At 42.5% G+C, this 19,858-nt stretch carries 17 protein-coding genes, 1 pseudogene and 1 riboswitch; all 18 genes and pseudogenes read right to left on the minus strand.

The annotated features are described in order from the left end of the window. Nucleotides 1–64: 64 nt before the first annotated feature. The gene (locus ATZ99_RS01880; protein WP_083947295.1) at nucleotides 65–688 is read right to left on the minus strand and encodes a superoxide dismutase; all 624 of its coding nucleotides are present in this window, start codon (nucleotides 686–688) and stop codon (nucleotides 65–67) included. Nucleotides 689–878: 190 nt separating this feature from the next. Continuing rightward, on the minus strand, nucleotides 879–2,177 hold the full coding sequence (gene thiC / locus ATZ99_RS01885) for a phosphomethylpyrimidine synthase ThiC (protein WP_068747543.1): 1,299 nt from the start codon (nucleotides 2,175–2,177) through the stop codon (nucleotides 879–881). A gap of 14 nt (nucleotides 2,178–2,191) precedes the next feature. Then, nucleotides 2,192–2,830: a thiamine phosphate synthase gene (thiE, locus tag ATZ99_RS01890; protein WP_187694805.1), complete on the minus strand. Its 639-nt coding sequence runs from the start codon at nucleotides 2,828–2,830 to the stop codon at nucleotides 2,192–2,194. 21 nt (nucleotides 2,831–2,851) lie between these two features. Further along, on the minus strand, nucleotides 2,852–3,646 hold the full coding sequence (gene thiD / locus ATZ99_RS01895) for a bifunctional hydroxymethylpyrimidine kinase/phosphomethylpyrimidine kinase (protein WP_068747544.1): 795 nt from the start codon (nucleotides 3,644–3,646) through the stop codon (nucleotides 2,852–2,854). A gap of 24 nt (nucleotides 3,647–3,670) precedes the next feature. Further along, nucleotides 3,671–3,802, minus strand: a pseudogene (locus ATZ99_RS12270) (sulfide-dependent adenosine diphosphate thiazole synthase); the annotation flags it as partial. A 41-nt stretch (nucleotides 3,803–3,843) separates the two neighbouring features. Next, a riboswitch (TPP riboswitch) is annotated at nucleotides 3,844–3,947 on the minus strand. Between the two features lie 103 nt (nucleotides 3,948–4,050). Next, nucleotides 4,051–5,130, minus strand: a complete 1,080-nt coding sequence (gene leuB / locus ATZ99_RS01900; protein ID WP_068747545.1) for a 3-isopropylmalate dehydrogenase — start codon at nucleotides 5,128–5,130, stop codon at nucleotides 4,051–4,053. Beyond that, nucleotides 5,123–5,620: a 3-isopropylmalate dehydratase small subunit gene (gene leuD / locus ATZ99_RS01905; RefSeq protein ID WP_068747546.1), complete on the minus strand. Its 498-nt coding sequence runs from the start codon at nucleotides 5,618–5,620 to the stop codon at nucleotides 5,123–5,125. The genes leuB and leuD overlap by 8 nt, the downstream gene beginning before the upstream one ends. Beyond that, entirely contained in the window at nucleotides 5,610–6,884 is a 1,275-nt protein-coding gene (leuC, locus tag ATZ99_RS01910) for a 3-isopropylmalate dehydratase large subunit (RefSeq protein WP_068747547.1), read from the minus strand. Before leuC ends, leuD begins: the two co-directional genes overlap by 11 nt. A gap of 2 nt (nucleotides 6,885–6,886) precedes the next feature. Further along, nucleotides 6,887–8,431: a 2-isopropylmalate synthase gene (locus ATZ99_RS01915; RefSeq protein WP_068747584.1), complete on the minus strand. Its 1,545-nt coding sequence runs from the start codon at nucleotides 8,429–8,431 to the stop codon at nucleotides 6,887–6,889. A gap of 13 nt (nucleotides 8,432–8,444) precedes the next feature. Next, a complete protein-coding gene (ilvN, locus tag ATZ99_RS01920) occupies nucleotides 8,445–8,954 on the minus strand; it encodes an acetolactate synthase small subunit (RefSeq protein ID WP_068747548.1) in 510 nt (169 codons plus the stop codon). A gap of 4 nt (nucleotides 8,955–8,958) precedes the next feature. Next, nucleotides 8,959–10,620, minus strand: a complete 1,662-nt coding sequence (ilvB, locus tag ATZ99_RS01925; RefSeq protein WP_068747549.1) for a biosynthetic-type acetolactate synthase large subunit — start codon at nucleotides 10,618–10,620, stop codon at nucleotides 8,959–8,961. Nucleotides 10,621–11,033: 413 nt separating this feature from the next. After that, nucleotides 11,034–13,022 (minus strand): methyl-accepting chemotaxis protein, encoded by a 1,989-nt coding sequence (locus ATZ99_RS01930; RefSeq protein ID WP_157074683.1) that lies wholly within the window; start codon nucleotides 13,020–13,022, stop codon nucleotides 11,034–11,036. A 177-nt stretch (nucleotides 13,023–13,199) separates the two neighbouring features. Continuing rightward, complete coding sequence (locus ATZ99_RS01935; RefSeq protein ID WP_068747551.1) at nucleotides 13,200–14,003, minus strand: sugar phosphate isomerase/epimerase family protein; 804 nt, start codon at nucleotides 14,001–14,003, stop codon at nucleotides 13,200–13,202. A 66-nt stretch (nucleotides 14,004–14,069) separates the two neighbouring features. Then, nucleotides 14,070–15,116 carry a zinc-dependent alcohol dehydrogenase gene (locus ATZ99_RS01940; protein ID WP_068747552.1) on the minus strand — a complete coding sequence of 349 codons (1,047 nt, stop codon included), beginning with the start codon at nucleotides 15,114–15,116 and terminating at the stop codon, nucleotides 14,070–14,072. 66 nt (nucleotides 15,117–15,182) lie between these two features. After that, on the minus strand, nucleotides 15,183–16,145 hold the full coding sequence (gene iolN, locus ATZ99_RS01945; RefSeq protein ID WP_068747553.1) for a 3-dehydro-scyllo-inosose hydrolase: 963 nt from the start codon (nucleotides 16,143–16,145) through the stop codon (nucleotides 15,183–15,185). A 153-nt stretch (nucleotides 16,146–16,298) separates the two neighbouring features. Further along, nucleotides 16,299–17,330 carry a zinc-dependent alcohol dehydrogenase gene (locus ATZ99_RS01950; RefSeq protein WP_068747554.1) on the minus strand — a complete coding sequence of 344 codons (1,032 nt, stop codon included), beginning with the start codon at nucleotides 17,328–17,330 and terminating at the stop codon, nucleotides 16,299–16,301. Between the two features lie 75 nt (nucleotides 17,331–17,405). Beyond that, nucleotides 17,406–18,470, minus strand: coding sequence for a TRAP transporter substrate-binding protein (locus tag ATZ99_RS01955; RefSeq protein WP_068747555.1), 1,065 nt, complete (start codon nucleotides 18,468–18,470; stop codon nucleotides 17,406–17,408). A gap of 88 nt (nucleotides 18,471–18,558) precedes the next feature. After that, nucleotides 18,559–19,854 (minus strand): TRAP transporter large permease, encoded by a 1,296-nt coding sequence (locus ATZ99_RS01960; RefSeq protein WP_068747556.1) that lies wholly within the window; start codon nucleotides 19,852–19,854, stop codon nucleotides 18,559–18,561. Nucleotides 19,855–19,858 lie beyond the last annotated feature (4 nt).

A 19,858-nucleotide genomic window follows, 5' to 3' on the forward strand; every position in this document is an offset into this window, starting at 1 on the left:
CCTCATTATAATATTTCTCATTTAAAAACCGATTATCCCTGAAAGCCGATTAATGTATAAACTATTATGAATTGAAAAATATGAAACTTATCCTTTTTAACCTGTCATTTACCGCATTCCAGTCCACATTTTTTAAAAATGCTTTTATATAATCAGTTTTTTTCGTACCGTAATCAATAAAATAGGCATGCTCATATACATCCATTACCAGCAAAGCAATGGAGTTTTGCACTACCCCGTAATCATGGGCATCCAGTAAATAATTGTGAAGCCTTCCATCCCGAGGATCGTACACAAGGATCGCCCAGCCTCTTGCCGAAATTCCTGTAGCAATGAAATCCTCCCTCCAGTCATTGAAAGAACCAAAATCCCTCTCGATAAGCCTTAATAGTTCCCCCTGATAGATCTTTCCCGACCCACCCAGGTTTTCAAAGTAAAGCTCGTGAAGAATTACTCCATCAATTGCATAAGTCTCGGCTTTCTTCAGCCCGCGGAATCCACTGTAAGTTGCATTGGCTTTTGACCTGTCTGCCGTTAAAAGCAGCTCTCTTATTTCATTTATCTTGTTTACATAGCCTAAATACAAAACCTCATAGTGTTCCAGTATCTGACGTTCCGAGAATTCCGGCATCATCAATAACCTGGGATTTAACGGAATTGGATTTATATTATTTCCACTATCTTTCATATTGACCCTCCTTTGAAATTGTTCAATAATAAAATATTATGCCAAAGGCTTTTTTGTTAAAAGCCTTTGGCACTTCACAGATTCATCCGTTCACCTTAAATTTTCAATTATCAATATCCCGGCTATGGCCGTGTTTGTGTCCGTGCCCTGGGCCGGTTGGCTTTCGGGCGAATTCCCGAAAGCTTTTTTCCTAACAACTGCTCTTTTCTTTATTTAGATATTTTGCAATTATATCCATTGCACAAAACTTGCCGCACATGGTGCAGGTCTTTACATCCGATGAATTTCTCTCTTGCCTGTATTTTCTTGCCTTTTTTGGGTCTATTGAAAGCTTAATTTGTTCTTCCCAGTCAAGGTTTTTCCGAGCTTTTGCCATTTTTAAATCCCTTTCCCATGCACCCGGAATGCCTTTCACTATATCTGCCGCATGGGCAGCAATTTTAGAGGCAATAACCCCAATCCTTACATCTTCTTCATCGGGCAGTCCTAAGTGCTCTGCCGGGGTTACATAGCAAAGAAAATCCGCTCCACAAGCAGCAGCTATTGCTCCGCCAATCGCAGCGGCTATATGATCATAACCCGCTGCTATATCCGTAACAAGAGGGCCCAAGACGTAAAAAGGCGCTTCATGGCATAGCCTTTTTTGAAGGCGGATATTAGATTCTATCTGATCTATGGGAACGTGCCCCGGACCTTCCACCATTACCTGCACTCCTTGTTTTATCGCTTCCTGTACCAGCTCCCCCAGTATTAAAAGCTCCTGAATTTGCGCCCTATCGGTAGCATCGGCAAGGCATCCCGGCCTTAAGCCGTCTCCCAAACTCAATGTAACATCGTATTTTCTCGCTACCTCAAGCAGCCTGTCAAAGTGTTCATACAGGGGATTTTGTTTTTCGTTTTTAAGCATCCATGCGGTTATAAAGGACCCGCCCCTGCTTACAATATCGGTTATCCTGCCCTCCCTGCGAAGCCTTTCCACCGCTTCAATAGTCAGGCCGCAGTGGACGGTCATGAAATCCACGCCTTCTTCTGCCTGCTTTTCTATTACTTCAAAAAGTTCCTCTTCTGTAAAGTCTATGACACTCCCGTATTTATTTTGCGCCATAACTCCCACTTCATAAATAGGCACCGTCCCTACGGGAGCATCTATACTTGATAATATGGCCATTCGCACCTTTTCTAAATCCCCACCGGTAGAAAGGTCCATTATCGTATCCGCCCCGGCTTCTACCGCTGCAATTGCTTTTGATAATTCCGATTCTAAAAAGGGGAATTTTTCAGATGTGCCTATATTTGCATTGACCTTGGTTGAAAGCCCCTTCCCTATGCCGCACGGCTTTAATCCCCTGTGATTTCTGTTAAAAGGGATAACAATCCTGCCCTCTGCCACTCTTTCTCTAATAATTTCTGCATTCACTCCTTCTTTTTCCGCTACTTTTTTCATTTCTTCGGTAACAACGCCTTTTTTAGCCGCCTCTAACTGAGTCATTCTTTTCCCTCCATTTAATAAATTTGCTTTAGTTTCTTTGTAATCTTATCTTTCAACAATCTAACGTTTTCGCCAATATCCCCCTTTAAAATAGCAGAAATACAGCATACACCTTTAATATCGTATTTTAAAACCTCATCTATATTTTCTTTATCTATACCCCCTATAGCCAGAACGGGAATGGGGATTTTTTCCGTTATTTCCCTCAGAGTTTCCAGACTTACATATTTTGCATCCTTTTTGGATGGAGTTTTAAATACTGCTCCCACTCCCACATAATCGGCACCATCTTCACAAGCTTTTTTCGCCTCCTCAAAGTTTGCCGCCGAGACCCCTATTATTTTTTTATAACCTATTATTTCTCTCACAACCTTTGCAGGCAGTTCCTCCTGCCCTAAATGCACGCCATCAGCATCAACGGCAATGGCTATATCGACCCTGTCGTTTATTATTAAAGGCACATCGTAACTTTTCGTGATTTCTCTTAATTTTAGCCCGGCCTCGTAAAACTCTCTATCGGAGATATTTTTTTCTCTCAGCTGAACTACCGTAACTCCTGCTCTTATCGCCTCTTCCACCGCATCAAAAAGACTTCTACCTTTTAGATAAGTTCTATCGGTTATGAGATACAGGGAATAATCCACATTTCTCATGCTATAAGCACCTCTTTTAAATTAATTATTAAACCCGATGCAAAAATGGTTCACGGGGCCCCAGCCCCTTCCCATATCTTCAGAAGTTTCTATGGCTCTGGTAATATAAAGCTTTGCATACGCTACAGCTTTTTTAACATCCATACCTTTTGCCAGATTGGCGCAAATGGCCGCCGAAAATGTACATCCGGTGCCGTGGGTGTTTTTTGTGTTTATTTTTTCTTCTTCAAAAAACACGTAATTATCTTCTCCAAGGTACAAAACATCCACGGCTTTATTCCCTTCCAAATGCCCTCCTTTTATAAGAACCGTTCTGCAACCCAATTTGGCAATATCCTTTGCAGCCTTTTTCATCTCCTCCACATTCTGTATTTTTCTTTCCACAATTACCTCTGCTTCTTCCCTGTTGGGAGTAATGATTAAAGCCTTCGGTACTAATTTTTCAATCAGTGTTTTTATGGCTTCTTTTTCCAAGAGTCTGTGCGCGGATTTAGAAACCATCACTGGGTCCAGAACGATTTTCCCCGGCTTATATTCTTCAAGTCCTTTGGAAATAACTTCCGTTATCTCTTTTGTTGAAACCATTCCGATTTTAACCGCATCGGGGAAGAGGTCTTCAAAAACCGCTTTCATCTGAAGATAGACCATATCTTCTGAAATATTTTGTACCCCCAGTACCCCGAGGGTATTTTGGGCGGTCACCGATGTAATTACTGACATACCATATACTCCGTGGCTGAAAAAGGTTTTTAAATCCGCCTGAATTCCCGCCCCTCCGCCGGAATCGGAACCAGCAATGGTTAAAGCAAGTTTCATAATTTTTCATCACCCCTTAAAATTTTATTTAGTGTTTTTTAAATAATCCGAAATCAATTTTGCCGCTTTCTTACCCGACAAGAGCATCCCTCCGAAAATTGGTCCCATCCTGTAGCCGCCGTAAACATTATTTGCAGCCATCCCCGCAACAAAAAGTTTTCATAAATAAAAGTGCCTACCCGAATAGGTAGGCACAAATTTTCGGTTCTGTGCTTCCCTACGCGGGGATTATCCCGGTCAGGTTCGAGGGGTCGAAGCATTTAAGCTTCCTCTCAGCCTTTCGGCTCCCCCAGCACGCATCCTATAAATTTTATTAAATTTTTACTGCAGTTTTTTAAAAATTATACCTTATTTTTTTGTAAAAATCCACTATAAAAATATATCGAAAAATTTTTCTTTCCCTTTTAAAGCCCCAGAATAATCTTTTTAATAACATCTCCCATTTCGGAGGTTGCTAACACCTTCCCCTCACCTTCTTTAATGTCGTAAGTCCTGTAGCCCAGTTCCAAGCTTTTTTCCACCGCATCTTTTATACACATTGCCGCTTCCTTTTCATCAAAAGAGTACTCCAGCATCATTGCCGCGGACAAAATACAGGCGATGGGGTTTGCGATACCTTTACCCGCTATGTCCGGTGCCGAACCGTGGCAGGGCTCGTATAAAAAAGGTCCTTTTTCTCCTATGCTTGCTGATGGCAGCATACCTATTGAACCGGTTAGTACCGATGCCTCATCGCTTAAGATATCCCCAAAAGTGTTCTCGGTCAAAATAACATCAAACTGTCCGGGATTTAATACAAGCTGCATCGCGCAGTTATCCACATACATGTGAGAAAGCTCCACATCAGGATATTCTTTGCTCACCTCATCCACCACTTCTCTCCACAACTTTGAGGTTTCAAGCACATTGGCTTTATCCACGGAAGTTACCTTTTTTCTCCTTTTTCTCGCTGCTTCAAAAGCGACTCGGGCTACCCTTTTAATTTCTTCGCTTGTATAAACCATTGTATCAAATGCCCTTACCGTTTGCCCCGTATTTTCCCTCCCTCGAGGCGTCCCGAAATAGAGCCCTCCTGTTAACTCTCTTACAATAAGTAAATCCAGATTCCCGCTAATTATATTATTTTTCAGCGGAGAAGAATCCGCTAAAAAACGATAACAAACAGCGGGCCTGAGGTTGGCAAACAGGTTTAGCTCCTTCCTCAGTTTCAGGATTGCCTGTTCCGGCCGGAGCTCTCTTTTCAAATGATCCCATTTTGGCCCACCTACCGCGCCGAAAAGCACCGCATCGGAATCCTTTACAAGATTAAGGGTATCATCAGGGAGTGGTGCTCCAAAGACCTCGTAAGCTGCTCCGCCTACCGATCCTTCCTTGAAATTGAATTTAATGCCGAATCTTTCCTGGATAGCATATAAAACCTTTTTAGCTTCTTTTATTACCTCCGGGCCAATTCCATCTCCTGGAAGGAGGGCTATATTATACATTTTTTTGCCCTCCCCCTGCAAAGTTCAGCAAGCCGCCGGCTTTAATTATATCATTTATAAACCCGGGAAAAGGTTTTGCGTAGAATATTTCCCCGCTCGTAATATTTTTTATTTCCCCGGTGTCGGTATCCACCATAACCTCATCTCCTGCTCTTATCCCCTCCACCGCCTCTGAAGATTCCAATATGGGAAGGCCTATGTTTATAGCATTCCTGTAAAAAATCCTGGCAAAGGATTTTGCAACAACACAGCTAATACCCGCTTCTTTAATTGCAATGGGGGCGTGTTCCCTCGAACTCCCGCACCCAAAATTTTTTCCGGCTACTATGATATCCCCCGGCTGAATTTTTTTAGAAAAACCCGGGAATATATCTTCCATGCAGTGCTCCGCAAGCTCCCTGGGGTCCGTTGTATTTAAAAACCTTGCTGGAATAATCACATCGGTATCTATATTATCCGGAAAAACCCATGCTCTACCCTTATATATCATTTTTAATCACCTCCATGGGATGGGCTATTTTGCCTTTTACGGCAGAAGCTGCTGCCACCGCCGGATTTGTCAGGTATATTTCGCTTTCGGGATGTCCCATACGTCCGACGAAATTTCTGTTCGTTGTTGAAACAGCCCTTTCGCCCTTTGCCAGTATGCCCATATGTCCTCCGAGGCACGGTCCGCAGGTAGGTGTGCTTACCACCGCACCAGCCTCCACAAAAATCTCCATCAATCCCTCTCTTATCATTTGAAGGTAAACTTCCTGAGTAGCAGGTATCACTATCATCCTCACGTAAGGGTGCACCTTATTGCCCTTTATAACCTTTGCAGCCATCCTCATATCTTCAATCCTTCCATTGGTGCAGGAGCCGATAACCACCTGATCTACGGTAATATCTCCTACCTCAGATATATTGACGGAATTTTCGGGAAGATGCGGGAGGGCTACCTGAGGTTCCAGCTTTGATACGTCGTATTCCCTTACATCACAGTATTGAGCATCATCGTCACTTTTATAAACCTTATATGTTTTTTTAGCCCTATCCTTTACGTAGTTTAGCGTCACATCGTCGGGTTCCATTATACCGTTTTTTGCTCCCGCTTCTATAGCCATATTTGTAATGGTGAGCCTTTCATCCACGGTAAGGTATTTTAAGGCTTCTCCCGAAAATTCCATGGCTCTGTAAAGCGCTCCGTCCACCCCTATGTCCTTGATTGTAAAAAGTATAAAATCCTTTCCGGTGACAAAGGGAGAGGGTTTTCCCCTGTAGATAAACTTCATACTTTCAGGCACCTTAAACCAGCATTTACCCGTCATCATTGCAAAAGCGATGTCCGTACTTCCAACTCCTGTAGAAAATGCGCCCAGTGCTCCGTAGGTGCACGTATGAGAATCGGCGCCAATTACAAGATCCCCGGGACCCACGAGACCTTTTTCGGGAAGAAGGGCATGCTCAATACCCATCCTCCCCACTTCGTAATAATGAGTAATATCATACTTTCGCGCAAAATCCCTTAAAGCTTTGGAAAGCTCAGCAGATTTTATATCCTTGTTAGGCGTAAAATGATCGGGTATAAGGGCAATTTTTTCCTTATCGAATACCTCTTTACCCCCAGCCTTTTCAAATTCCTTAATTGCCACAGGGCCGGTAATATCGTTGGCAAGCACCAAGTCCACACCTGCCATGATAAGTTCTCCGGGCTCCACAAAGTTTTTTCCCGCGTGTTCTGCCAGTATTTTTTGCGTTATGGTCATCCCCATTTTTATTCCTCCTCATTAGTTTCCGCCGGTTTATTCCCATTGCTGTTATAAAGGGTCTTATTGAGGGCATCCGTATAAGCCCTGGCGCTGGCCTCGATTATATCGGTGCTCAAACCCCTGCCGGTAAAAATCCTCCCATCCTTTTCTATCCTCACCACTACCTCGCCTATAGCATCCTTCCCTGCAGAAACGGATTTTATCGAGTAATCCACCAACCTGCAATTGATATTGCACGCCCTTTCCAACGCTTTATAGGTCGCATCAACGGGACCGTTTCCGGTAGCCGCCTCCTCCACGGTATTCCCCTGGATTTTTACCCTGACGGTAGAAGTAGCAATTGCTTGATTGCCGCTGGAGGTTTGAAAATACTCTAACTCTATCAGCTGGGGTATTTTTGTCACCTGTTCTTCTACAATTGCCTCGATATCGCTATCCGTAATTTCCTTTTTCTTGTCGGCCAGGTCTTTAAATCTCTCAAAAGCCCTGTTTATCTCATCCTCCGAGAGCTCATAACCAAGTTCTTTCAACCTCTGCACAAAGGCATGGCGCCCGGAAAGTTTGCCCAGCACTATTCTATTGGATGTAAGCCCGATGGATTCGGGTGTCATTATTTCATAGGTAGATTTTTCCGAGAGCACCCCGTGCTGGTGTATTCCGGAAGCATGGGCAAAGGCATTGGCCCCGACTATGGCTTTATTCGGCTGAACGTATATACCCGTCAGGGTGCTAACTACTTTGCTGGTCCTGTAGATCTGTTTGGTGTCAATATTTAAATCTACCTTATAAATGTCCTTTCTTGTCACAAGGGCCATCACCAGCTCTTCTAATGCGGCATTACCCGCCCTTTCTCCCAGACCGTTTATCGTGCACTCCACCTGAGTCGCCCCATTGACAACCGCGGCAAGGGAATTGGCGACCGCCATCCCCAGGTCATTATGGCAGTGCACGCTGATTTTAACCCTATCCATTTCCGGGACCCTTTCCCTTAACGTCCGTATAAGGTTTGCAAATTCTTCAGGCGTGGTATAACCCACCGTATCCGGGATGTTTATTACCGTGGCTCCCGCCCTAATTGTCTGGGAAAACAGTTTGCACAAAAATTCCACATCGGATCTTGTGGCATCTTCTGCAGAAAACTCCACATCTTCAAAATAGGACTTTGCCCTTTTTACCGCTTCCACAGCAGCCTCCAGCACCTGTTCGGGGCTCATTTTAAGTTTATACTGCATGTGTATGGGAGAAGATGCTATAAAGGTATGGATCCTGGGGCTTTCTGCATTTTTTAACGCTTCCGCAGCTTTATCTATGTCCTTAAAGTTAGCCCTGGCAAGTCCCGCTATAACAGGCCCTTTCACATTTTCCGCTATGGTTTTAACCGCATTGAAATCCCCATTAGAAGCTATGGGAAAGCCGGCTTCAATAACATCCACCTTGAGTTTTGCCAGCTGCCGGGCTATCTCCAATTTCTCGTATACGTTCAAAGCCACCCCCGGGGTTTGCTCTCCATCCCTCAACGTTGTATCAAAAATCTCCACTTTCATTACCATAAAAATCCCTCCATCAATCTTTTTCTTCTTCATCCACTTTGATTGTCTTAGGACCCCTGTTCATAGCAATAAGGCCGGTCCTGACAAGCTCCTTAATCCCGAAGGGCCTTACCAGTTCTTCAAAAGCGTTTATTTTGTCCTTATCTCCCGTAAGTTCGATAATCATTGACCTTCTGCTGACATCAACTATATTTGCCCGGAATATTTCGGCAATCTGTATTATTTCTGACCTGTTTTTGGGTTCCGCATCCACCTTTATTAGCACAAGCTCCCTGCTGACCGAATCATCGGAGCTAATCTTGCTTACCTTTATGACATCCACCAATTTATTTAATTGCTTTTTTACCTGTTCCACTATATATTCATCGCCTTCAACAACTATGGTCATGCGGGAAATTTCAGGGTTTTCCGTTGTACCGACGGCCAAACTGTCTATATTAAATCCCCGCCTGCTGAAAAGTCCCGCCACCCTGGATAACACTCCCGGGTGATTTTCTACCAGTACTGAAAGTATGGTCTTCACCTCTTCACCCTCCAATCATCTTATTTATGGGTGAACCGTTTAATACCATCGGGTAGACATTTTCTCTTATATCCACCATACATTCCAACAGAAAACTGCCTTCTTCCGATAGCATCCGGTCTACCGCCTGCGGCAGCTCTTTTCGGCTCTCTATCCTCTCTGCCTTTATCCCGTAGCTTTCTGCTAATTTGACAAAGTCCGGTGTAAATTTGAAATTAACCTGATGATATCTTCCATCGCAGTAAAACTCCTGAAGCTGTCTCACAAGCCCCAAACCGCCGTTATTGAAAAGAACCATTTTTACTGCTAAGTTATTTTCGACAATTGTCGCCATCTCCGCTAAATTCATCTGAAAGCTTCCATCCCCGGCAAAGTTTATTACGGTTTTCCCCGGGTTTGCAAATTTTGCTCCGATCGCTGCGGGAAGGCCGTAACCCATGGTACCAAGCCCTCCCGAAGTTATAAAGCTGCGCGGGTGAATAAATTCGTAAAACTGCGCTACCCACATTTGATGGGAACCCACTTCCGTAGTAATAATTGCTTCTCCCTTAGTCTTTTGAGAAATCACCTCTATTATCTCCTGTGGGCAAAGCATACCTTTTTTTTCGTAAACCCCTTTTTTACTGATTTTTTCTATAAAATCATACCATTCATAAAGATCCTTTTTTGTGCTATTTTTTGAAATCTCCGAAAGCACAACCCTCAGGTCCCCTACTATAGGTATATCGACCCTTACGTTTTTTCCGATTTCTGCCGGGTCTATATCAATATGTAGGATTTTTGCCTTCGGCGCAAACCCCGATACTTTACCTGTCATCCTGTCGCTGAACCTTACCCCTGCAGCAATTATCAGGTCAGCCTCGGTTATGGCAATGTTAGCGCGGGGACTACCGTGCATACCGGCCATTCCAAGAGATAACGGATGATTTTGCGGAAAACAGCCTATGCCCATGAGGGAGGTAGCTACCGGTATACCCGTCTTTTCCACTAATTCCATCAATTCCTTTTCCGCTTTGGCGGAGTTTACCCCTCCACCTGCTATTATGACCGGGCGCTGGGCTCTTTTTATTTCTTCTACTGCCCTTTCTATCTGCAGGGGATGCCCCTGAACCTTAGGTTTATATCCTCGAAGGTTAATTTTCCCGGGCATTTTAAACTCTATTCTCGTCTCCGCTACATCCTTGGGAAGGTCTATCAAAACAGGGCCCGGCCTTCCGGTGGAAGCAATATAAAAGGCCTCCTTTACTATCCTGGGTATATCTTCCGCCCTTTTAACCAGATAATTGTGCTTTGTAAACGGAGCGGTAGCCCCCGTTATGTCCACCTCTTGAAAAACATCCCGCCCGATTACGCCGGTAGGCACCTGTCCGGTTATTGCAACTATCGGAACGGAATCCATATAGGCAGTTGCTATCCCCGTTACCAGGTTTGTCGCGCCGGGCCCCGAGGTGGCCATGCAAACTCCCACCTTCCCGGAAACCCTGGCAAAACCGCTGGCTGCATGGGCAGCAGCCTGTTCGGAGCGAGTTAAAACATGTTTGATTTTTTTAGAATTATAAAGGGAATCGTAAACCGGAAGTATCGCTCCCCCTGGATAACCGAATATTAAATCCACTCCCTCTGCTTCCAGTGCCTTAATTAAAGCCTCTGCAGCAGTAATTTTCATAAGGGCACCACCTCTTTAAAATTTTATCGTCGTATTTTATATAAAAAATTAAACCCCCTCACCCCAAGACATAATGTCTCAGGGACGAGGGGGAGTTTACCCCGTGGTACCACCCTGTTTTACCCATACCTCACGGTATAGGCCTCAGGAAGTAGCTGACTACTTCTAACTTTAACGCACCTTTGCGGCACCGGATTACTTTTGTTCACCCGGGCAGTTCGGGAGCGAGAAAAGCGCAAACTCAGGACCGGCTTTCACCTGACCCGGCTCTCTTTTGCCTGAATTAAGTCGCTTTTTTCTCCTTCATCACTTTTACCCTTTTTGATTTTTTTAATTGTGTATCTTCTAAATTAATTAAGTTTTTAACCTGAAAATATTTTGATAAGTATTTTATCATTTAAAATTTTAATATGTCAAGAGGGTAAAATAAATATTTTTGTTTTTTCCTCCAGCGCCTTAGCTATATCCACTATTTCCTGAGCGTTCTTTGTTATTTCCTGAGTAGAAGCAGCAAATTCCTCTACGGAGGCAGAGATTTGTTCAGCAGACACCGAGGCTTCTTCCGACGTCCTGCTTATGGCTTCTATTCTTTCTGCGATTACATCTTTAAGCTTTGATATTTGCCCTATATCGGAGAATACTTTTTCGATTAGGGTTTTCATTTCGCTAATACTCATTGATATTTTTTCAAAAGCACTCAGGGTATCTCCCGTACTTTCCTGCTGTTTTTTCAGCTTTCCATCCATTAGTTCGGATGTCCTTACCACCTGTTCCGTATCAGAAACCATGCCCCTTAAAAGATTCCTTATTTTTTCCAGGGATATCCTTGTCTGCTCCGACAGCTTCCGTATTTCGGAAGCAACTACCGAAAAGCCCGAGCCTTTATCTCCTGCCCTCGCAGCTTCTATTGCAGCATTAAGAGCCAATAAATTAGTCTGTTCGGCGATCCCTTTTATTATTTCTACAACTTCTTCCACCTGTTTCACCGAAGTTTTCATCTGCTCCAATTTTTCTAAAACCAGTTTAAAACTACTGGAAATTTCTTCTATCGATCCGACAAGATTCCCCAGCTTTTCCCTGCCGGTTTGAGCATAAGAAAAGCTTTCTTCTCCGGAATTTTTTACCCGGGCTATTTCATTAAAAAGACCGTTTATACTCCCTTTAATTTCCTCAATCAAATCATTAATATCTTTAATTTTCATAGTCTGCTCATTAGCACCCTGTGCTACATTTTCTACGGTTTTGGCCACTTCTTCGGAGGAAATAGCTATTTCTTCCGAGATATCATTTAATTTTACAGAACTATTAAACAGGGCCTTCGTTTCCTCCCTGATTCCAACGATAAGAGGTAGAAAGTTTTCTTTAAGCCTTTTAACAGAAAGTGCAAGTTCCCCTATTTCATCCCTTCTATATAAAAATTTTTCTTCCATTCTTGCGGTAAAATCACCTTTAGAAATGCTTCCAATTTGTTGAATAACGGCAAGCACCGGCGTTATGGTTGTTTTTGCCATTGCAAAGGTCAGAAAAACTGAGAGGATAATTATCAGCAAGGAAAAAAAGATCATAGCGCCTTTTAACCTTCCAATGCCTTTTAAAACTTCTTCTTTCGGAGCCACCACACCCACCGACCATCGGGTGTTACCTACCGGCGTAAAGGCTATAAGCCAATCTCTGCCGTTTTCTTTTACCTCCTCTATTCCATTTTCGCCCTTAATCATCCTGTTTACCGTATCATTTAAAGAAGAAGAATTATTAATCAGATTTTCTTTTTTCATTATTCTGTCCAGGTCTTTGTGAGCTATTATGTTTCCTTTATCGTCAATAGCAAAGGAATACCCATCCTCGCTGTAAGCAGCTGATGAAATTAACTGATTAAATTTATTGCCATCCACAATGCCCACTACGGCGCCTGCAAGCTCATTGGTAAGGTAATGCCTTACCGGAGAATAAAATAAGTAATCGAAGGAGTTTTTGTTTTGCTGAACCCTTAATTCAAAGCCGCTCATCCCTTTTTGCGCAATTGCTTTATAATAATTTACGTCCTCCGCATCGACAGGCGTGCCGTCCTGATAATATCCGTTGCCGTCAGTGCCGATTAAAGCAAATCTTTTAAAATCCAATTTTATCGATTTTCGGAGCTGATCCCTTAAATACTGAAGCTTTTCTTCCAGCGATGCTTCTCTATTTTCCCACTTCCCTTTAATCACACTGGTATCGGAAATACTTTCTATAACGTACAATCTTGATTGTATGTTGTCTTCTATGTTTTCCGCAGTTTTCTCCGCCACTTTTTCCATGGCATTTATAGCCTCATTTTTTACCGCATTTGAAGCGTAAGTCTGACTTATTACAAAAAGAACAACACATCCGATTAATACTATACTGCCAAAAACCGTTGTCATATTTAAAAGCAGGCTTCGTTTAATTTTAAATTTCTGTTTAATTTTTTTTAATTTATAAAAATCTATGATATTTTTTACTCTAAATATATTAACCACCTCCCAAAAATATAACCTCAAACCAATTTCTGCGGCTTGAGGTTCCGAGTGGGTGTAAATATTATGTATAACTACATAAACTTAATTTCTATAAGGTTCTATCCCAAAATGGTTAAAAAATTCTATTCCTTTTTTAATATCTTCTTTAAAATCGTTAAAGGTGTTTGCCTCAATTGAAATTATCTCTTTATAACATATTTTCTTTAATACATTGATAAAGGGGGCATAATCATAACCATCGTTTAAAGTAGGTATAAACCTCTGGGGGAAATTGGAAAGAGGATTATCCACGTGAATATGTTTGATGTATTTTTCGTAGTCGGCTATATCCTCTACATCTCTGTTCATTGGCAGAAGATACCTCATATCACACATGGTCTTCAAATTGTACCTTCCAAATTCCTCGATAAATTTTACCGCTTCCGGTATGGAATTGATAAAGTTGGATAAACTTGTGCTCAGGGGTTCTAAAAGCACCGTTATATTGTATTCTGCGGTGACATCGCACAAAATATTGATAAAGGTAATTAGTTTCTCGTAAGCTCCTTTTACATCACCTTCTGCGGGGAGGCTTCTGGACCTGCCGTTTCCAAAAACGTAATAACGGGCACCCATTTTTGCAGTCCTTTCGGCACCTTTTTTTAGATATTCCGTCCAGTAATTCAGATCAAATTCCGGCGAGGTTATGGATATATTTAAAGGAACGGGGTTGTCGAAGACTTCGCAGGTGATTCCCGAGTCTTTGACTCTTTTCAAAGCCATTTTATATTCGTCATCGCTAAATTCCACAATTTCTCTTATTTGCAGTTCAGCACAGTCATACCCGGCTTTTGCAATATCATCGATGTCTTTTGTGGAGCCAAAGCAGGAAAGCTTCATCTTCATAAAAATCAACCTCCTTTTCTTTTTTTGCTTTTAACCTTTTTATTATTAATCTGGTTTTAAACTAAACTAATCTATTTTAAGTAGCACTTTAATATCCTTGCTGTTCCCCGATGCAAGGTCTTTAAACACTTCCGGTGTCTCGGACAGGTTATAGGTAGAAGTGATTATATTTCTCACATCCAATCTTTTGTCAGCCAAATAATCCATTACATCTTGCATTTCGGTGGTAAACATGTAACTGCCGTACACGGTTAACTGTCGTCCTACTATGCTCACCGGGTTTATGCTAACTTCTTCCCTTATCAGCGATACGAGTATTATGCTTCCTCCATTCCTGACAAGCTTAATGGAATCATTTATAACCCCGGGAGCTCCCGCCGTAACTATTACCCGGTCATATCCTATGCCTCCGGTGTATTCAAGGGCCTTCTCTATGGATTCACTTTTAACATTTACCACCTCATGGGCTCCGCAGGCTTTTGCCGCATCAAGCCTGAAATCCATAATATCCGTTGCAACGATTTTCCCGGAACCGAAGATTTTTAAAAATTGAATTATCATTAAGCCAATAGGGCCTGAACCGATTACGAGGACGTTTTCCCCTTTTTCAAAACTCACGGCTTTTGCAGCACAATAACATACTGCCAGAGGCTCAAGGAGTGCCCCTTCCTCGAAGGTTACTCCCTCTTTTAGCGGCACCACCGAAAATTCGGGGACGCACACGTACTCGGCAAAGCCACCATCACACCTTTTTTTCTCTACTCCAAGCGTCCTACCTACGCTTCTCCTGTTGTTGCACAAATTTATTAATCCCTTTTTACAGTAGAAGCATTTTCCGCAGTAAAGTATAGGATTTACGCTAACCCTCTGGCCGATTCTTTCCTTTGATACGCCCTGCCCAACTTCGACAATCTCGCCCGAAAATTCGTGACCGAAAATTAAAGGAGGTAATGCCCGGTCCGAGCCTATCTTATACTCTTCAATATCCGATCCGCAAATGGATGCATATTTTACTTTTATGCACACTTCCCCTTCTTTTGGCACGGGTCTTTCCACTTCTTCGAACCTCATATCCCTGGGCCCGTAAAAAACGACAGCCTTCATCTTTTCCATACTCTCACCCCTTTATTCATTATTTTAGAGAGTGGGGATTAACCCTCACTCTCTAAAAAAACTATCTTATGACGGCCATGCAATTGTGTAAATATGTTTTCCACCCTTTGTGGGGCCTTTTAATAGTGCTTCGATTTCTTCCGGATCCCTTTGAGATATAAGTTTTGCATCGGGAAGTTTTCCCGGCGGGAACACCGATAAAATATCATTGTGCAGTTTAAATAAGTAGTCACAGGCCCTTTCGATGCACGCCTTTGCTTTATTAGGATCGGCCTTTGTGGCTTTACCGAGTACACCTTCAGGAGCGGTAATACATTCTATTCCCACATTACCCACCTGGCAGTGTCCCGGTATGGGATACCCGTAAATATCTCCTCCACTGTCTACGTGGCCGGCTGGTAAATATCCTTTAATTGTTGTATCTTCGGCGTTTTCCATATCACAGAACTCAGGGAACAGAGCGAGGGATATGGAGGTTTCCGCCTCGTCTGCATGCTGGAAGGGAGTCTCAAAAGGCCCGCCGTGCTCTTTATCCATTAAAGTTTGCCCCATTACCCTCGGCAGGTCTACAAAAAGTATCAAAGCTGGCACCTGATATTTTTTACCCCATTCTTGAATAGCAGACGGTATGATGTACTCCTGACCGTGCATGCTGATAAATATCTGCTTTCTAAATCCGGTATTCCAGTATCCGGAAATAATTGCCCTTATCATTGCTGAGAACACATCATCCGGTAGAGGTACAGTCCCCGGCTGACCTATGTGATGGAAAGGATGGGAACCATACCAGAGGGGTGAAGCGATGGTGCATCCGGTTTTAGCTGCAACCATTTCCGCTATCCTCGTAACTATGAAGGTGTCCTCTCCCATGGGACCGGCATTCCCGTGGTTTTCGGTAGAACCTACGGGAATAATTATGATGTCGTTGACCTTTAATCTTTCTTCCACATCCTTTTTCGTCATCGTGTGATAGTACATTTTATTTGGTTTTTCCAAGCAACCTTCATTTGGAAATTTCCATTCGCCCATTTAAACTTCCTCCTTTGATTTTTCTTTTTTCAAAACAGAGCAGTGAATTTTATTACATTCTTATTAATATATTAATTATTAATCCCAATTAATTTTAACAAATTAATGCTTTAAAATATTCATGATGTTTTATTGATATATCAACCTGAAAATTTAATCATTCACAAGTATAACTTTAATATCTTTTGATTTTCTCGAAGCTAATTCTTCAAAAATCCTGGGGCCTTCGCTCATGGGATAAATTCCGGTTATTATCTGTTCCACATTCATTCTACCCGTTGCTATCATGTCCAAGCCTTCTTTTAACTCGGTCGTATACATATAACTGCAGTAGAAAGTAATTTCCTTACATACCGCATGTTTATAATCGAATTCCAATTTCGGAACACCAAGCCCAATCCATACCACTTTACCGCCATTTCTCACTATTTCAACCCCGCCGTTAACTGTTTCCGGTACGCCTACCGCGTCGAATACCACGTCGACGCCCACGCCATCCGTCATCTTCCGGGTAATTCCTGCTACATCTTCCTTTGAATTTATTACATCGGTAGCACCGCATTTTTTTGCCATCTCCAAACGATCTTCCACGACATCTATAGCAATAATTCTTTCCGCCCCGAAAAATTTCACACACTGGATTGTTAAAAGGCCAATTGGGCCTGCTCCATATACGACTACTGTTTTACCTCTTAAATCCCCTGCATGTTTCGTTGCCCTGAGTGAAATTGCTAAGGGTTCCGTTAACGCGGCCGCATTGAAAGTTACATTATCGGGAAGAGGAATAATTTTCTCAGCCGGTGCTACCACGTACTCCGCCATTGCGCCGTTATAAGAACCGGCTTTCATCGTAGTTCCTATTATTTTGCGATTATCACAGACATTGCTGAATCCCGCTTTGCAGTCTGCGCAATAACCGCAATATAAATTTGTTTCCACTATTACCCTGTCTCCTACATTTAACCCTTTTACGTTGTCCCCTAATTTTGCAATTTCTCCGGAAAATTCGTGACCCATAATAAGGGGAGGTACCCTGAAAATCGATTGGCCCTTGTAACCGGTAAGGTCCGAGCCGCAAATGGACACTGCCTTAACTTTTAAAAGAACCTCGCCGGGTTTCGGTTCCGGGGTCTCTACATCCATATACCTCATATCCATCGGACCCATATAAACCAGTGCTTTCATTTTTCCACCCCGCTTTTTAAATATTTTGTCGGGCTTGACCCAAGGCTCAGGGTCAAGCCCTTAAATCTATTTTTGTTATTTCTTCGCAGCTTCAATAGCCTTCATTAACTCATCAACGATGTCATTGCCCACATCCTTGCGCACCATATCGGCGACTTTATTAGCAGCTTCCTTCATCTTGTCCTTTACGTCCTGGGATATTTCGATTACCTGCATTCCTTTCTCCTTCAAGGATGCAAGCATCTGTTCATTTTGAGTCTTTGATTCGTTAAACAGGTATTCGCTTACTTCTTTCATGCTTTCATCTATAACCTTCTTGTAATCATCGGGCATGCTGTCATAGAGGTTCTTGTTCATAACTACCGTATGGATAAAAGCTATATGGTGAGTGTGGATAAGGTACTTTTGTACTTCGTAGAATTTATTCGGCAGAATAATATCATAGGGGTTTTCCTGGGCATCTACCGTACCCTGCTGCAGGGCTATATAAAGCTCGCTGAAGTTTAACGGTGTGGCATTTGCGCCGAGAGAATTCCAGAACTCTTTGTGGTACTTATTTTCCATCGTTCTAATTTTTACACCTTTTAAGTCATTGATAGTATTTATAGCTTTTTTGGCTGTCATTTCGCGGTAGCTAATAGGTACCATTAGGAGAAGTTTGAATCCTGCTTTTTCATATTCCGCTGCGAGTTTATCTCTGAATTCTCCGGTAAGAACTTTCTTTGCTATGTCGAGATTGTCAAAAAGCATGGGGATATCAAAAATAGCTAATTTGGGTATGAAGTTTACCTGGGGTGCGGTAGTGGAGGATACCATCGCGATATTTCCGGCCTGGCAGCTTTCTAAGGTTTCACGGTCTCCACCCAGCTGGCTATCCAGATATAACTCAACCTTGATGTTGCCATTGGATTTCTGTTCAATGATTTCCTTTATTTTCTTAGTAGCCTTTGCCCTTGGTGTGTCGGCATTTAAAGAATAAGCTCCCGCCAATTGAAGAGTGTATTTTGGCTGATTATTCTGCTGGGCCTGCTGCTGTTGTTGCTGCTGCTGTCCCGCATTGTTTTTGCCACCGCAAGCGGCCAGTGTAAGCATAACCATTAATATTACCAGGACAAGAGAAATAATTTTCGTTCTTTTCATAAATTGACCTCCCCTTTAATTTTAAGTTAATTTTTTTATTGTCTTGTAAAACTGCAATATTTTTAATTTACATATCCCACCTCCTCAATTACTGATGTAAAAGGATAAGGCTTATTGCAGGGATATAGGTAATTAAAAACAGGGCTATTGCAAAGGATATGATAAAGGGTATGGCTTTTGTCCCTATTTTCATAACCTCTTCCTTAACAAGGGGTGAAGCGACAAAAAGGTTTACGCCAAAGGGCGGCGTCACCATTCCGATGGCTAAGTTTACTACCATTATAACCCCTAAGTGAATCGGGTTTATGCCGATTGCAGTAGCCGAAGGTAAAAGCATGGGAGCAAGAATCGCAATAACCGGTCCCACATCCATGAACATTCCCAGTATTAACAGGATAATGTTTAATACGAGCAAGAAGAGGAACCTGTTTCCTGCAAAATTCATTACTATAAAATCCCTCAAGGCCACCGGTGCCTGAAGTAAAGCTAAAATCCTTCCGAAAACAATTGCCAGAGAAAGTAAAACTACTATTGGAGAATAGGATTTAACAGTCCCTATTAAAATATCCATTATATTTTTTGCTGACAGAGTTTTATACACAAATAAACACACTAAAATGGAATAAAATACAGAGATTACCGCTGCCTCCGTTGGTGTCACTATGCCGCTGTAGATACCGCCTAAGATTATTACCGGTGCAAGAAGAGCCCAGAAACTTTCTTTAAAAACGGTGATAAATCCCTTCGCTCTTAATGAATTGAATTTATATAAAATTTTTTCCTTATCCTCTCCATTCCTTTTGGCATAGATGTAAGCATAAACCATCAATGAAAGGCCGATTAAAATTCCAGGGAATATACCGGCAATGAACAAACTGCCGATGGATACCCCCGTTACAACGCCATAAGTTACAAAGGGAATACTCGGTGGGATTATTACCCCCAGTCCTCCCGCCGTGGCTACAAGGGCCGCACAGTAAACCTTATCGTAACCCAGGGACACTAAAAAAGGTATTGCCATTCCACCTACCGCAGCGGTAGTAGCTACGCCGGATCCGGAAATTGCTCCGTAAAATAAAGCGGTTATAATTGCGGCAATAGGCATACCCGCCGTTTTATTCCCCACAAAATAAGCAAAAAAGTTAAATAATTTTTCAGAGATTTTCCCTTTTGTCATGATATCTCCCGAGAGGATAAACATAGGAATGGCAAGTATGGGGGTGCTGTCAAGGGCGCTCACCATATTGCGTATAACAAATTGTATACTGCCCGCAAAATGAGGATTCATAATTCCCGGATAAATTGTAGCCAATCCAAGGGAAACAGCTATCGGTATGCTCAGCAGGAGTCCAGCCAATAGTATTATAAACATCTGTATTGCCATAAAC

Source organism: Thermovenabulum gondwanense (assembly GCF_001601575.1).
In the GTDB taxonomy this organism is placed as follows: domain Bacteria; phylum Bacillota; class Thermosediminibacteria; order Thermosediminibacterales; family Thermosediminibacteraceae; genus Thermovenabulum; species Thermovenabulum gondwanense.

Coding starts and splice junctions, on each gene's coding strand:
- ilvB (WP_068747549.1), bottom strand. CDS start 10,620: ATGAAAATTACTGCTGCAGAGGCTTTAATTAAGGCACTGGAAGCAGAG.
- thiE (WP_187694805.1), bottom strand. CDS start 2,830: ATGAGAAATGTGGATTATTCCCTGTATCTCATAACCGATAGAACTTAT.
- iolN (WP_068747553.1), bottom strand. CDS start 16,145: ATGGGCGAATGGAAATTTCCAAATGAAGGTTGCTTGGAAAAACCAAAT.
- leuC (WP_068747547.1), bottom strand. CDS start 6,884: ATGGGGATGACCATAACGCAAAAAATACTGGCAGAACACGCGGGAAAA.
- ATZ99_RS01955 (WP_068747555.1), bottom strand. CDS start 18,470: ATGAAAAGAACGAAAATTATTTCTCTTGTCCTGGTAATATTAATGGTT.
- ATZ99_RS01935 (WP_068747551.1), bottom strand. CDS start 14,003: ATGAAGATGAAGCTTTCCTGCTTTGGCTCCACAAAAGACATCGATGAT.
- leuB (WP_068747545.1), bottom strand. CDS start 5,130: ATGTATAATATAGCCCTCCTTCCAGGAGATGGAATTGGCCCGGAGGTA.
- leuD (WP_068747546.1), bottom strand. CDS start 5,620: ATGATATATAAGGGTAGAGCATGGGTTTTTCCGGATAATATAGATACC.
- ATZ99_RS01960 (WP_068747556.1), bottom strand. CDS start 19,854: ATGGCAATACAGATGTTTATAATACTATTGGCTGGACTCCTGCTGAGC.
- ATZ99_RS01915 (WP_068747584.1), bottom strand. CDS start 8,431: ATGGTAATGAAAGTGGAGATTTTTGATACAACGTTGAGGGATGGAGAG.
- ATZ99_RS01950 (WP_068747554.1), bottom strand. CDS start 17,330: ATGAAAGCACTGGTTTATATGGGTCCGATGGATATGAGGTATATGGAT.
- ATZ99_RS01940 (WP_068747552.1), bottom strand. CDS start 15,116: ATGGAAAAGATGAAGGCTGTCGTTTTTTACGGGCCCAGGGATATGAGG.
- thiC (WP_068747543.1), bottom strand. CDS start 2,177: ATGACTCAGTTAGAGGCGGCTAAAAAAGGCGTTGTTACCGAAGAAATG.
- ATZ99_RS01930 (WP_157074683.1), bottom strand. CDS start 13,022: ATGACAACGGTTTTTGGCAGTATAGTATTAATCGGATGTGTTGTTCTT.
- ATZ99_RS01880 (WP_083947295.1), bottom strand. CDS start 688: ATGAAAGATAGTGGAAATAATATAAATCCAATTCCGTTAAATCCCAGG.
- thiD (WP_068747544.1), bottom strand. CDS start 3,646: ATGAAACTTGCTTTAACCATTGCTGGTTCCGATTCCGGCGGAGGGGCG.